At 40.1% G+C, this 14159-nt stretch carries 13 protein-coding genes; 1 reads left to right on the top strand and 12 read right to left on the bottom strand.

All coding sequences use genetic code 11. From position 1 onward, the window contains the following. Positions 1-109: 109 nt before the first annotated feature. The 4 genes from GFH30_RS08525 to GFH30_RS08540 all read right to left on the bottom strand — a co-directional run bounded on the left by GFH30_RS08525 (position 110) and on the right by GFH30_RS08540 (position 4059). Positions 110-604: a flavin reductase gene (locus GFH30_RS08525; protein ID WP_153371827.1), complete on the bottom strand. Its 495-nt coding sequence runs from the start codon at positions 602-604 to the stop codon at positions 110-112. Between the two features lie 100 nt (positions 605-704). Continuing rightward, complete coding sequence (locus GFH30_RS08530) at positions 705-1733, bottom strand: methionine synthase (RefSeq protein WP_153371828.1); 1029 nt, start codon at positions 1731-1733, stop codon at positions 705-707. A gap of 51 nt (positions 1734-1784) precedes the next feature. After that, entirely contained in the window at positions 1785-2780 is a 996-nt protein-coding gene (locus GFH30_RS08535; protein WP_153371829.1) for a putative oxygenase MesX, read from the bottom strand. Between the two features lie 322 nt (positions 2781-3102). Then, positions 3103-4059, bottom strand: a complete 957-nt coding sequence (locus GFH30_RS08540) for a TIGR04086 family membrane protein (RefSeq protein ID WP_227551486.1) — start codon at positions 4057-4059, stop codon at positions 3103-3105. A 497-nt stretch (positions 4060-4556) separates the two neighbouring features. On the opposite strand from GFH30_RS08540, the gene GFH30_RS08545 reads away from it, so the two are divergent. Next, a complete protein-coding gene (locus GFH30_RS08545; protein ID WP_153371830.1) occupies positions 4557-5789 on the top strand; it encodes an MFS transporter in 1233 nt (410 codons plus the stop codon). An 81-nt stretch (positions 5790-5870) separates the two neighbouring features. Here the strand turns inward: GFH30_RS08545 and GFH30_RS08550 are convergent, their stop codons facing one another. From GFH30_RS08550 to GFH30_RS08585, 8 genes are all read right to left on the bottom strand, one after another. Next, positions 5871-7265 (bottom strand): methylenetetrahydrofolate reductase C-terminal domain-containing protein, encoded by a 1395-nt coding sequence (locus GFH30_RS08550; RefSeq protein ID WP_153371831.1) that lies wholly within the window; start codon positions 7263-7265, stop codon positions 5871-5873. Positions 7266-7383: 118 nt separating this feature from the next. Next, positions 7384-7551 (bottom strand): hypothetical protein, encoded by a 168-nt coding sequence (locus GFH30_RS08555; RefSeq protein ID WP_196779982.1) that lies wholly within the window; start codon positions 7549-7551, stop codon positions 7384-7386. Between the two features lie 190 nt (positions 7552-7741). Beyond that, entirely contained in the window at positions 7742-8953 is a 1212-nt protein-coding gene (locus GFH30_RS08560; protein ID WP_153371832.1) for a DcaP family trimeric outer membrane transporter, read from the bottom strand. A gap of 60 nt (positions 8954-9013) precedes the next feature. After that, complete coding sequence (locus GFH30_RS08565) at positions 9014-9949, bottom strand: DUF4116 domain-containing protein (RefSeq protein WP_153371833.1); 936 nt, start codon at positions 9947-9949, stop codon at positions 9014-9016. Positions 9950-9963: 14 nt separating this feature from the next. Next, positions 9964-11016: an AbrB family transcriptional regulator gene (locus tag GFH30_RS08570; RefSeq protein WP_153371834.1), complete on the bottom strand. Its 1053-nt coding sequence runs from the start codon at positions 11014-11016 to the stop codon at positions 9964-9966. Between the two features lie 49 nt (positions 11017-11065). Further along, on the bottom strand, positions 11066-12565 hold the full coding sequence (locus GFH30_RS08575; protein WP_153371835.1) for a tripartite tricarboxylate transporter permease: 1500 nt from the start codon (positions 12563-12565) through the stop codon (positions 11066-11068). Positions 12566-12578: 13 nt separating this feature from the next. Further along, the gene (locus GFH30_RS08580; protein WP_153371836.1) at positions 12579-13025 is read right to left on the bottom strand and encodes a tripartite tricarboxylate transporter TctB family protein; all 447 of its coding nucleotides are present in this window, start codon (positions 13023-13025) and stop codon (positions 12579-12581) included. 54 nt (positions 13026-13079) lie between these two features. Continuing rightward, positions 13080-14132: a Bug family tripartite tricarboxylate transporter substrate binding protein gene (locus tag GFH30_RS08585; protein ID WP_153371837.1), complete on the bottom strand. Its 1053-nt coding sequence runs from the start codon at positions 14130-14132 to the stop codon at positions 13080-13082. Positions 14133-14159: the final 27 nt, after the last annotated feature.

A 14159-nucleotide genomic window follows, 5' to 3' on the forward strand; every position in this document is an offset into this window, starting at 1 on the left:
TAAACCGAGTTCCACGCTTTTATTTAGCTGACATTCACAAAACAAACCAACTCAGTTCAATAAAAAAAGAATGCAAAAAACCTTTATTGCATCTTAAAGCCTATAAAACTTAGGCTATTTCAACTGCTCCAACCTGATGATAAGCCCGATTAAAATACACCAAACTTTCTTGTTGCTGACTTTGTTTAATTCCAACGACATGACACATCAATACACTATGTGTTCCAACTTGCTGAATATCTACAATCTCACAATCAAAACTGACCAAGGCATCTTCTAAAATCGGTGCGCCTGTTTCAAGTGTGCTCCAATCTGCCAGTTCAAAGCGTTGTTCGGCATTGAATTTGCTTGAGGCAAAAGCATTAGAAAGCTGTTCATGTTGAGTACTGAGTACATTTACCGCTAGTACTTTATTTTCAAGAAATTGCGCATGAGAACGAGAAGATTGATTCATACACACCAACAAAGTCGGTGGTGTATCAGTCACGCTACACACCGCAGATGCGGTAAATCCATGCATTCCCGCTTCACCCGCGGTGGTAATGACATTTACCGCTGTGCTTAGTAAAGACATCGCGTTTCTAAAGTCCGTTGCCTCAATCATCTCTTCTCTCTCGAATTTCTACACTTTTCTAATCGTAAAATTAAAAAAGATTGAATGACCCAAATTGCCACTCAATCTTCCTCTATAGGATTGACTTCGCTTAAGCACCCAACTCTTGACGCACAATTGCAGCACCTGCACTTAACGCATTTAGTTTGCCTTGTGCGACTTGACGAGATAATGGTGCCATCCCACAGTTGGTTGATGGATAAAGTTTATCTGCATCTACAAATTGCAGTGCTTTGCGTAATGTATGAGCGACTTCTTCAGGCGTTTCAATTTGATTGGTCGCCACATCAATCGCACCGACCATCACTTTTTTGCCACGAATGAGTTCAATCAAATCCATTGGAACACGGGAGTTTTGACATTCGAGTGACACAATATCAATTTTAGATTGTTGCAGTTTGGGGAACGATTCTTCGTACTGACGCCATTCATTACCCAAAGTCTTTTTCCAATCGGTATTGGCTTGAATGCCATAGCCATAGCAAATATGCACCGCGGTTTCACATTTTAGACCTTCAAGTGCACGCTCTAAGGTTGCAATCCCCCAATCATTCACTTCATCAAAGAACACATTAAACGCAGGTTCATCAAACTGAATGATGTCGACCCCTGCTGCTTCAAGTTCTAAAGCTTCTTGGTTCAGAATTTTGGCAAATTCCCACGCCAACTTTTCACGGCTTTTGTAATGACCATCATACAGCGTATCGATCATGGTCATAGGACCGGGCAATGCCCATTTAATCGGTTGCGTGGTTTGGCTACGTAAGAACTTGGCATCATCGACAAAAACTGCTTTTTTACGAGACACTTCACCCACGACAGATGGCACACTGGCATCGTAACGGTTACGAATACGCATGGTTTCGCGCTTGTTAAAATCCACCCCTTCAAGATGTTCAATAAACGTGGTCACAAAGTGCTGACGGGTTTGTTCACCATCACTGACAATATCGATACCCGCCTGACGTTGTTCATGCAAAGACAGCTTTAATGCATCACGTTTTGCTTCTAAAAGTGCATCGCCTTCAAGTTTCCAAGGTGACCAAAGTTGTTCAGGTTCAGCAAGCCAAGCGGGTTTCGGTAAGCTGCCTGCTGTCGATGTTGGGAGTAAAAGTGCCATATCTCATCTTCTTTCTTTAAATTAGGTCAATCTATAAATCATGTCGGTGTTTTAAGCAGCATCTTTCTGAGCAGCGGTTACTTGAAAGTTAGCCGCCCACTCATCCAGAATGTCTTTATAGGGTTTGATAAAGTTTTCTTCTGTCCATTTGCCTTGTTTGACCGCCAACTGACCACGTTCAACACGGTCATAAACAATACGGGTGAGAGAATAATCGCCATAGCTTAAACTTGGTTGATAAATCACGCCTGCAGGTGAATTTGTGTTGTAAATTTCAGGACGATAGATGCGTTGGAAACTTTCCATGGTCGCAATCGCACTGATCAACTCAAAATCAGTGTAGTCACGGAGTAAGTCGCCTGCACAGTAGAATGCCAGTGGTGCATTAGCATGTTTAGGCTTGAAATAACGAACACTGAGACCCATTTTTTTGAAATATTCATCGGTACGTGAATCATCATTATTGGTGTATTCTGCACCCAATACAGGATGGGTATTCGCAGTACGGTAGTACGTTTTAGTGGTGGAAACACTTAGGCAAATGACAGGCTGTTTTTTAAACTCAGCTTTAAACACCGCTGAATTAATAAGATGTAGATATAGCTTGCCATGCAAGTCACCAAAGTCTTCGGGCTTTTCATCCGTCTTATAACCCAATGTTGGCAAGACCACACTAAAGTCATAATCACGCACATACGATGAGAAGCTATTGCCAATCATGCCTTCAATACGTTCACCTGTTTGATGGTCGATGACGGTGCTTTTCAGTGTTTCGATGAACGGGAAGGTTTCACCATTGCCCTCAATATCAATTTCAGCCGAAATAATGTCAATTTCAAGTGAATAACGATCACCTTTTGGATTATCAACAGTGGCCAAACTATTAAAGCGATTATTGATCATTGCCAGAGTCCGACGCAGATTTTCTTGACGGCTTTCACCACGTGCCAAATTGGCAAAGTTAGTTGTTAAACGAGTGTTATTCGCTGGCGCGTAATGCTCATCAAAGCGAATGCGTTTAATTGAACATGCAAATTTCTGACTCATGGAGATATCCGCCTAAATTTCTTATAAAAAGCTAAATTTCTGTATGGCTTTATTTAAACGCGAATCAAAACATGAGTAAAACGATATAAATTCAATTAAAGATGAGTAAAATTCACTTAATAGCTATTTAGATGACATGGAAGCTAAGAAAACACAAACAGTTGGATGAAATATTTCAAGCTACAGATTGTGATACGCGCCTATTTTTATGATCTTTTAATACTTAGCATTAAAAAAGCCGACTCAATAAAGTCGGCTTAGACCTACATTTTTAGCTTAATGAACAATGGTACGACGACGTGACCAACGATCTACGCCAAATTTACCTGCAAACACCGTCACCAATAAGCCGATAAACAATCCAATAAATGACCAAAGTGCAGCTTTTAGCAGCAGCATTGGTTGCAACAGCTGCTTTTTCTTTTGCATCTTCTTTGGCTTGAACATATTGAACTTTTGCTTTTTGAATATTGCTATCCAAGTTATTGAAAAACTCATTTTGCTGAACAAGATAATTATTGACTGCTTGATCCGCCTCTTGTGGTGTCAGTGAGGTGTTTTTAGCAAGCGCTTCGCTGACTTCATCACGATCGATTGAAGCTGTGACTGCTTGAGCACGATTTTTCAAGGTATTAGACAATTGTTGAATAATTTTATCGCTATCATCTGGATTTAAAACCAAATCTTTCGCAGATGCCTTAATTTGATCTTTCGCCCACTCACCTTGTGCTTTTAAGTATTGTGGCTGTAATTCCTCAATACCGGTTTTCTGCAAAGCTTCGGTCAGTTTCACATCACCATCTTTAAATTCAGGCAATGGCACAAGCTCTTCAAAGGCTTGTGTACCTAAGCTTGCAAGATTAACTCCCCCTTTACCAATACCCGTTGCAACACTTCCCGCAGCGGAAGTCACAGAGCTAATTGCGCTGCCGGTAATACGTGCCGCATTATTGATGGTCATTGCACCAAACCAAATACCGACCAATAAAGACAATGCCCAAACGAGGAAACCGTGAATATAACCATCCGTCGTTGCAAGTCGACCCGCAATAAAACCACCAATGCCCAAACTAATCAGTAAGGAAATAATGGTCCAAATGGTTACTGCTGTGCCTGAACCATTGCCCACATCGGTCGCAGATTCAGGATCTAAAAGGGCAAAACCGAGCGCTACACCCAATAAAGACAACAACATGGAAATGGCAAGGACTGCAATTACACCCGCAAAAACACTGGCCCATGAAATACGATTTGGAATCACAATTTTTTCTTCATACATGTTCTTATACCTCTTGATTGTCGTTTTAATTCTTCATATGTCAGACAAGACATATCCCTGCTTCTACTTTATGGATAAACATGCGGGCAAAATGTGATCTATTTGTTGTTTTTAATTATTTTTTGCTACTGTTCTTTCTCTTCATGTAATTCATTTCATCAAGCAGCAATCTCTGCCACATATAGATTCATAATCTAAAACCGCACGTTTCATCGACAAAATTCAGCTTAGAATTTTATCGCTTGTAAAGTTATGTTAAACTTCACGCAGTTTTTAACACCTACGCTATGTCGTGGGTGTCTTTATTTGAAATCTCCCATTTTTTGAAATTGAATTGTTTGTCTGCTCAGCATGATCTCCCAATCGGTGCTGTACATTGCTATTACTGTTCTTTTTGCAAAATTAATTTAAATCTCCTGTCGGTCAGGGGCTCGAATCATGTTGATTGTTAAAACGTGATTTGGCTTTGACTGCTTGTAAAACCTACGTTGAAAACAATGTCTTCCCCACAAATTTCTAAACTCACCTTTGCCACGTTGTTGTTTCCTTTGGCATTGGTTTTATTTGAGTTCGCTGTCTACTTAGGCAACGATTTAATTCAACCCGCAATGCTGGGTGTTACACGTGATTTTGGTGTCAGCAGCGCTTGGGCGCCATCGTCTATGTCGTTTTATCTTTTGGGCGGTGGTTGTATTGCTTGGCTGATGGGTCCGTTGTCGGATCGTATTGGACGCAAAAAAGTCTTGCTCGCTGGTGCACTATTCTTTGCGGTGATGTGCATTGCCATTTTATTCACACAGAATATTCAAAGTTTCTTAACCTTACGTTTCTTACAAGGCATGGGTTTAACTGTGATTAGTGCGGTGGGTTATGCTGCGGTACAAGAAAACTTTGAAGAACGCACTGCAATTAAAGTCATGGCGATTATGGGTAATATGACTTTATTTGCACCATTGCTTGGGCCTTTAGTCGGTTCACTGTTGATTGATCAAGTGTCTTGGCATTGGGGCTTTATTGGTATTGCCTTCTTAGCGGTATTGGGTTGGTTGGGTTTAAAAATTGCTATGCCGGCAGATCAAAAAGCCAATCTAGTGCAAAAGCCAATGAACAGTATTTTTGCTGACTTTAAGAAAGTTTTTAAAAATAAACAATTTGTTGTCATGACGCTTGCTCTACCCCTAGCATGTTTACCTATTATGCTGTGGATTGCACTTTCACCTGTCATGTTGGTGGAAAACTTAGGCTTTAGTGGCATGCAATATGGTCTAGCACAAATCCCAGTTTTGGGCGCATTGATTTTGGGTAGCGTGATTTTGGTCAAAATCGTGGATAAATATCCACTGGGTCAAACGATTTTATTCGGTCTACCGACCATGCTTGTCGGTGCATTGATTATTCTGGCTGGTCTGTTTATGGCGGATTATTTCGTCTGGACATTGATTATTGGTATGACCATTATGAGCTTTGGTGAAGGCATTTGTTTCTCAGTACTGTATCGTTTAGCCATGATGTCATCAGATGTATCTAAAGGAACGGTTGCCTCTGCAATGTCGATGATCATGATGTTCACCAACTTCATTGTGCTTGAATTATCACGCATGTTGTTTGAATCGTATGCATTGGTGGCATTCAGCTTATGTTGTTTAGCATTGATCTTACTGTGGTTCACTTTGCCACGCGCAATGCTGAAAAAAGTGATGCAAGAACGTCAAGCCAAACAACAGTTCTAACTCTTTAGCTTAGGCGAAAAGAAAAGGCGCGATTCATCTCAATTGCGCCTTTTTTGTCTCTGTGTTTTCAAAAATTAAGACTTAACCCACAGCATCGGTATACCAATTTTTCCACGAACTGGTGCCACGAACATCAATGGGTACAGTCGGAATCAATTTCTTTTTAAGAATGTCAGTTTGATGAACTGCTTTCGCTAAGCGTGCTTTAACCGAGTGAATACATTCACGATCACCAAATTCACAGCGGTCTAAACTCGTACCACCACAGGGTCCATTGGCCAAACCTTTCGGACAGGTTTCTGGACAGATGTATAGCGTATCGCCCAAACGGCATTGACCACAACTTTCACAGCCAAGTACAGCATGTTTACTGATAAATTCTGTTTTGAGTAATGCTTGTGCAGCCGCTTTTCCTTGCCAAAATTTGGATTGAAAAATAAAACGCCCCACGCCTTTACCCACTCTGGAATCAAAAATGACATCATGCATCAGATGTAAATGCTGATATTTTAAAATGTCACGTTTACTCGCAAGGCGTGAATATGAGGTCAACTCAGGATAAAATTCTTGCCCTGTTTTGACCTGCCACAGTGTATTCCAACGCTGTTCAAGTTCGCTTAAATTAAGATGGCGATACTGTTCAATATAACCCTCTAAACGCATTTGTTCTTCAGGTTGATGACACGCTGATAAATGAATGCCTGCAAAGCCCAAATGCTGACAGATCAGAATCTGCAACGCACAACGCTCATAAACACGATCCGTCAATCCTGCCGCTTTTTCTTCTTGTAATAGGTTGAAAATATGCGGGGTAATGACAATGCCTGCCACTTGCTGCTTCAACATGAAATTCGCACGACCAAACGTCAGTGGCATCACACACGCCAGGATTTTTTGCGTATACGCATGTTCGTTTAAAAAGGCTTTCGCTTGTTTTAATGCACTTAAGTCATAGCCCAATTGAGTAATAATATAGTCAGTGCCTGCTTTAATTTTTTTATGCAGTTTTAAATATTGTGCATCACGTTCCGCTTCGGCATATTTAAAAGGATTAAATGCCACGCCAATACAAAAGCCCTCTTCCTGTTTCGCAGCCACCACAGCATTCACGGATTCTAAATAACGGGTACGAGGCAGTATACCCTCGCCATTTTGATGCGATTTGAGTTTATCGCCTGTAAGCAAGAGTAAATTCTGCTGTCCTAGCGTTTTCGCACGTTTTAAAAATTGTTCAAAGTCCGCAATATCTCGACCTTTTCCTGCAAAGTGTAAGACTTTTTCAATGTCTTTCGGATAAGCCTTTGCCGCCAAAATCGGTGCTAAATCATCATCTGCATGCACCCGATCCGCTAAGGTCATTAATGCCGGATAACCTGCAAATGTATGACGTACGGGCAGAATCTCTTTTTGAGTGCACAGATATTCCACCAAAACACAAAATTGATTTTTCGCAAAATAAGTTACAAGTTGAGACATACTGGGAGTGATCCAAAGGATCAAAAAGGAAAAACTAAATTATAATCAAAATGGACTTAAACTGCATCTGATGCTGCCCACATGGACAGCATCAACATCTTTTCGTTAAACGAGAAAATTAGCGCCATATTTGCTGGGCAATCTCATTCATCAGTTTTAGTTTTTTCCATTGGGTATCATATGAAATACGATTGCCCTCTTCCATTGATGCAAAACCACTTTGTAGACACAGACCCAATTGTGCGAGTGGCAGATAATTTGCTGCCTGTTCAATTTGTGCAATCACTTTGGCTTTATCTTCTAGAGTTTCAAGCTTGGTTGAAATCAGTCCTAAAAATACTTCTGCCTGTCGATTGGTTTCTGAAGCTGTACTAGAGGGATTTAAACCCTATCAGGTTGTATTAAATATATAGGCTAGAGGAGTAATTCCTCTAGCCTATAGTTATTTTGTTATTAATTTTTTAATATATGAAAATCTAGAAATCGTACTTTGCCATGATCTCTATACGGTTATCATTTCCGGTCTTACCTTCAACTGTCTCACGTTTACCATAGACATATTCCATACCAAACGTAATTGGTTTGACTGGGTTATACATGACATTTAACCAACCTTGTTGTAGATGATCATTGCCATTAGCATTGTTACCATCATAAATCACAGAGCCGTAACCTAAAGTGCTCCTAATTTGGGGAGCAAATTTATAGGTTGCACCTAATGTGAATGCATCAAAATCAATTAGTTCAATATTATTACCATGCTGTATATAGCGTTTATTATCAGATGTAGCCAATAAAAACTTATTATCTCCTGATACATGCGAGTAATTAGCATTCAGAATCAGCTGATTAACAGGCTTATAGTTTACCCCTAAGCCAATCCCCCAGCCTAACTCTGTCTCATCGTCCAAATCACGTACCCGTACTTCTTGTAAAAGTCCTCGTGCGGTTACTAGTCCAGCACCTTCAGCAAATTTATGACTCAATTTTGCTGTAGCAGCAGGTAATCTGTTTTCATCATTACCTTTTTCTAATGCGACAAAATACTGTGTATTATTATTTAATTTATCCGTATATCGCACCATTGGCGTACGTGTCGTGCCTCCTCCAAGTGGAGTATTAAAATCCAACATTTCAGGAGAAGTTTCAGTCGATAGGAAAGTTGATGTCGTTTGCCCGATTAACCAATTGTTATAAGTCATATAGACATGACGTAATCTGACAGTATCTTTATCGGAACCACCACGGAAATCGAGTTCAACTTTACCACCAATGTCTGCATTTTGAATTGGGGCCTTAAAATCCAAGCCTATACGGGTAGTTGTTAATGTCGAATCCAAACGATCTTCAGTAGATTTTTTATTGGGATCTCCTTCAAGTGCTACGCTATTGATGCTATTAAACATCCCTTTAGCACCTTCGAATTGGTAAGCGACATCCCCCCGAATAAAACCATATAAGCTGATTTCTGCACCAGATTTCGACTGCCATTTATTTACTGTTGGCAGTTTCTGATCCTGCTTCGTCTCTCTATGTGTCTCAGAGATTTGTTGAATCAGTAACATTTGTCTGAGTTCAGCAATTTCTGATTTTAATTTCTCGATTTCTGTAGTTACTGTTTGATCAGCATATGCTGTAGAAATAACCGTACTACCCAAAAGCATAAAAGCTACATTATAAAATTTCATATTAATCCTTTAAAAATTCGATCTATCTTTATCCACGACATTCAAAAACAGTTTTTCGCTCTATCCTCCATACAGTTCTAAATACTTGTTTTTTACAATTTCACTTTTATATTTTTGTTTAATAAAATTAATTGCATGCCTAGATTTTGAAAGTGCATACAGACATAGGCTTTCTGTCTGGTATTTCACTGCTGCAATAGCTTCGTAATCCAAAGAAATGGCTAATCTGCAAAGATGTTCTGGTTGTTCATCTAGATATTTAATAGAAGTTGGATTTTGCCGAATGGCATGAATCATTAATTTTTCATTTTTATTCTTTAGAAATTTGATGACTGATGAATTCTTTTGGATTGCATCTAACCAGATGCCTTCATGGCATTCTTTTACGTATCGAATAACATAAAGTTTTTTCTTAAGCGCAAGTCTTAAAATATAATCACTTGGATCATAAATATATTTGATTGCTTCTGGCTTCGATCTAACCGCTTCTTCACAAATTAAATCAGTAGGTTGAGGAATATATTGCAATGTATTCCCATCAGCTCGAACAGCTAATAGACATATTTCCTGAGTTTTATCTTGCACATATTTAATTGCATAGGGATTATTAAAAACTGCTGTTCTACAAAGAAATTTGTTCTGATGCTTAATAAACTTAAGTGCAAAACCATTTTGCTTCACAGCAGTCCAAAACATCTGTTCTGTTGGGCTATTAATATAGCGAATTGCTAAACCTTCATTTTCTAAAGCTTTCAGGCAGATTTCATCAGTTTTATTTTTTACATATTTGAGCGTATCGCCACAACTGGAAACTGCCTGTAAGCACATCTCATCATTTTGGGCATGTACATATTTAAGTGCTCTGGGATTATTTTTAACTGCTTCTGTACATAGCTTGATATCCTGATGTGGGATATATTTCAAAAGCAAGCCATCATGTTGCAGCTGATAGAGCCAATCTGCATAAGAAATCCGTGCATATACTTCACTATTCATCAGTGATCCATCTCCTAAGATTTATCTATAGATTTAAAAAACAGTTGAAGACTGCGTTGATAAAAAAAGCGTATGGTTAAAATCACAAAAATCAGGCGTGAAAGCTGAAAAGCCACTACAATCGGCACAGCGAGTCCTAAGGCTTTCGCCATTAAGGACATTTCAGCAATTCCACCGGGAGATAGCCCTAGAATCAGAATTTGGGCATCAGCATGGCTTAAGCGAATCAATAGCAAGGCAAAAATAATAGATAATGCCAATCCCAATAGGTTGAATAGAAAAGTTAGTCCTATAAATTTTTTACTGTTTTTTAGAAAGCTGAATGGAAATTTACTGCCTAATGACCATCCAATGCAAAGCTGCCCCAAAGCAATAAACCACTCTGGAAAACGCAATTGTAAAATACCAAAAAATGAAAGAAGACCAAGGATCGTTAATGGTCCTAAAATCCAAGCATTGAGGAGATTAAAATAATGAAAAACTTTACCAGCACATAAAGCCAGTAAAAAAAACACTAAAACCTGAAAAAATCCATAGTACTCAGTGTCCTGTACGACTAGATTAGACCATTCGGCTTGAAAATAAAGTCCCATAAAAATTGGGACAAGCACAACCAAAATCACAATGCGCAAACTATGTGCAGCTACTACTTTATCGACCTGTGCATGGTACTGCTCAGCAATATTGACCATTTCACTGGCACTGCCAATTGCAGATGAAAACCATGCAGTTGCCCAATCTAAGCCATTAATCCGATATTGCAGAACAGCCAACATAGTACCGAGCACCAGTGACCAAAGAATACCAAGCAGGATAAAAGTCCAGTAGGATACAATTGCCTGTACTAAGGCTGGAGTAAAATAAAGACCAAGTGCCATGCCAATAATGATCTGTCCGCCTTTGCGCCAATGAGGATGACAAGATAATGGCTGTCCGATACTGCCCATGAGTAATGCAGCCAACAAAGGCCCAAGCAGCCATGGCAAGGGAATATGGGTATATTTCGCAAGAACTGCACCGATCAGGGCAATGGCCAATCCTTTGGCATTCGATATTATTTTTTTCATAATCCTAAACAATAATGGTCAGCAACTGCTGACCATTATTGTTATCCAATTAAGCTTGATTTTTTTTGATGAACAGATATTTACGTACGATTGGTAGAATCAGTAACAATGCTGACATCACCCAAAGTCCTATGCTGATATTACTGCTCCACAAGATACTTAGCTCACCTTGAGAGATAGAAAGTGCACGACGTAAGTTCGATTCCATCAGTTCACCTAAGACAAATCCTAAAATCAGCGGTGCCAATGGGAAATCAAATTTTCTGAGTACATAACCTACAATTCCTAACCCCATGCACAGTAACAAATCAAAGATGGTGCTGTGAATTGCATATACACCGACGAAACTAACTGTCGCGATAATTGGAATCAGAATATAACTTGGAATACTCAACATACGAGCAAAGAAACCAACCAATGGAAGGTTGAGTACGAGTAAGATAATGTTACCGACCATCAAAGATGCAATTAGTGCCCAAACCAATGTTGGCTGCTCAGTAAATAGTTGTGGGCCTGGGGTGATGTTATACATCATTAATGCACCCATCATGACCGCAGTTGTACCTGAACCAGGCACACCCAACGTTAACATCGGTACAAACGAACCACATGCTGCTGCATTGTTGGCACTTTCTGGTGCTGCAAGACCACGTAAGTCACCTTTACCAAATTGACTATTGTCGCGTGCCATCTTACGTTCAGTCGTATAAGCCATCGCACTAGCAACACTAGCACCCGCTCCAGGAAGAATCCCTGAGAAGAAACCAATCAATGAACCACGAATAATAGTCGCCAACGCGCTGAAGAATTCTTTAATATTAAATAGCGAACGTTTACTTTGTTTAAGCACAACTTTACCAATGGTGGTACGTTCTAACAGTAAAAGAATTTCACTGATACTAAACAGACCAATCACTACAGTAGTAAAGGCAATACCATCACTCAAACCGACACTGTTAAAAGTAAAGCGATATACACCAGTAATAGCATCCATCCCTACCGTAGATAAGCCTAGACCCATCAGCGCCATGATCAAGGTTTTAAATGGCTGCGTACTGACTAATCCGGTTAAGCAAACAATAGCAAAGACCATCAATGCAAAGTATTCAGCTGGGCCAAAAGCAATTGCCCATTTCGCCAATAATGGCGCAAATAGCACGATTCCAATAAAAGCTATCGTACTACCAATAAAAGAACTCACTGATGACAGTGATAGTGCAATGCCTGCTTTACCTTGCTGTGCGAGTGGATAGCCATCTAGCGTGGTCATAATCGCACCAGCATCGCCTGGTACATTCAGTAGAATTGCTGAAATACGGCCACCGTATTCACAACCCAAATAAACTGCTGCCAAGAGAATTAAGGCACTATCTACAGGTAAGCCGAGTGCATAGGCAAATGGTAACAGGATCGCTACACCATTGATCGGGCCTAGACCTGGCAATAAACCTACAATCGTTCCGATAAATGCACCGATAAAGGCAATGAGGAGATTCTGAGGCTGTAAGGCAACTTCAAATCCCACCATTAAAAAATTTAATACTTCCATATCGTTGTCATCCTTAACCGAAGAATCCGAGTGGTAATGGCACGTCTAGTACACGGTCAAATAAATAGTAAGTACATGTACTGAGTAACAAACCTGTAATCGCTACTGGAATTGTCTTGCCATTGAAAAGTTTGCCCACTGCAATGGTCATGAGTAAGGTTGCAACGATAAAGCCGAACCACTCAAAAATAACTGCATACACGGTCAAGGTTATTGCACACAATACGAGTTTACCGAGCAAATGCTTTGTCCAACCAAGTTCAATCGGTTCAAACATAATAGCTGGACGCACTGTCAGATAAACCGCGCTCGCTGTAATTAAACCCATCAACAAAATTGGAAAAGCTTTCGGTCCTACAGGATCGTAGGAGATAGGAGCTTCAAAACTACATGCATAGATCAGTAAAAATAATCCACAGACTGCAATGATGCCCGTAAGAATACGTTCAAATTTCATCATCTACCCTCAAAAACAAAAACTGAACGGAAACAGCTTTCCAGCTCAGTCTGTTTGTTATTTTGATAATTTATATTCTTGCGATAACTGACGCATTTCCTCAGTCTGCTTATAAACGTACTTAGCCAATTCCTCACCACTTAACTCAAATGGGAGTAGATCTTGGTTTTCACGTACTGCATCAAATTTTTGATCAGCCATCATTTTGTCGAACGCATTCTTCCACCAATTATAAGCTTCATCGCTTACTTTTGGTCCCATGTAGAAACCACGGATCACAGGCCATTCCAGGTCATAGCCTTGCTCTTTCGCAGTTGGCAATTGAGAGAATTTACCTTCCAAACGTTTGTCAGAGAAAACAGCCAAGATTCGGATATTTCCTGCTTCAAGATGAGAACCTACTTCGCTGACATTACCAACACCTACTTGAATATGCTGCCCAAGTAGTGAAGTTAAAACTTCACCACCACCCTCAAGTGCGACGAAACTCATGTCAGCAGGATTCACACCAGCTTTTTTCGCCAAGATTGCAGTTTGCATCCAGTCCTGACCACCGACACTGCCCGCACCACCAAAGCTGATCACTTTTGGATTTTTTTTCAGGGCTTTCATCAGATCATCTAGCGTTTTTAATGGTGAGTCTTTATGTACTGCAACCAGACCATAATCTACTGCTACACCAGACAGCCATTTCACGTCTTTTTCCGTGAAACTCCCGAATTTACCTTGTGCCAAATTCAACAGTGAGCCGGTAGAAAATGCGATCACCGCATTATTATTTGCCGGATCATTGTTCACAATCTTGTTATAGGCTACCGCCCCAACACCGCCTGGCATATAAGTTACACGGATCGGATCTTTCAGGACTTCAGTTTGCTTGAAGCCTGATTGAATCAACTTACAGGTCATATCAAACCCGCCACCTGGTTTAGCAGGAGCGATACATTCAGGTCGCTTCGGCTGACCTGCTTCTTTAGAAGCATTGCCCGAGCCACATCCAACGATTGCCAAACTGGCACAAGCTACTGCGACTAATTTTAAGTTTTTCATTGCTACATCCTTATAATGAATTGATCCATTTAATATTTTAGGAATCTTACCTATAGCCATCATCGACCTCCATGGTCTCATCGTGGT

Origin of the sequence: Acinetobacter wanghuae, from assembly GCF_009557235.1 — a bacterium.
GTDB classification, from domain to species: Bacteria; Pseudomonadota; Gammaproteobacteria; order Pseudomonadales; family Moraxellaceae; genus Acinetobacter; species Acinetobacter wanghuae.

Bases quoted from the DNA above. Each gene is read 5' to 3' on its own strand.
- GFH30_RS08525 (WP_153371827.1), bottom strand. From the start codon at position 604: ATGATTGAGGCAACGGACTTTAGAAACGCGATGTCTTTACTAAGCACA.
- GFH30_RS08530 (WP_153371828.1), bottom strand. From the start codon at position 1,733: ATGGCACTTTTACTCCCAACATCGACAGCAGGCAGCTTACCGAAACCC.
- GFH30_RS08535 (WP_153371829.1), bottom strand. From the start codon at position 2,780: ATGAGTCAGAAATTTGCATGTTCAATTAAACGCATTCGCTTTGATGAG.
- GFH30_RS08540 (WP_227551486.1), bottom strand. From the start codon at position 4,059: ATGTATGAAGAAAAAATTGTGATTCCAAATCGTATTTCATGGGCCAGT.
- GFH30_RS08545 (WP_153371830.1), top strand. From the start codon at position 4,557: ATGTCTTCCCCACAAATTTCTAAACTCACCTTTGCCACGTTGTTGTTT.
- GFH30_RS08550 (WP_153371831.1), bottom strand. From the start codon at position 7,265: ATGTCTCAACTTGTAACTTATTTTGCGAAAAATCAATTTTGTGTTTTG.
- GFH30_RS08560 (WP_153371832.1), bottom strand. From the start codon at position 8,953: ATGAAATTTTATAATGTAGCTTTTATGCTTTTGGGTAGTACGGTTATT.
- GFH30_RS08565 (WP_153371833.1), bottom strand. From the start codon at position 9,949: ATGAATAGTGAAGTATATGCACGGATTTCTTATGCAGATTGGCTCTAT.
- GFH30_RS08570 (WP_153371834.1), bottom strand. From the start codon at position 11,016: ATGAAAAAAATAATATCGAATGCCAAAGGATTGGCCATTGCCCTGATC.
- GFH30_RS08575 (WP_153371835.1), bottom strand. From the start codon at position 12,565: ATGGAAGTATTAAATTTTTTAATGGTGGGATTTGAAGTTGCCTTACAG.
- GFH30_RS08580 (WP_153371836.1), bottom strand. From the start codon at position 13,025: ATGATGAAATTTGAACGTATTCTTACGGGCATCATTGCAGTCTGTGGA.
- GFH30_RS08585 (WP_153371837.1), bottom strand. From the start codon at position 14,132: ATGGCTATAGGTAAGATTCCTAAAATATTAAATGGATCAATTCATTAT.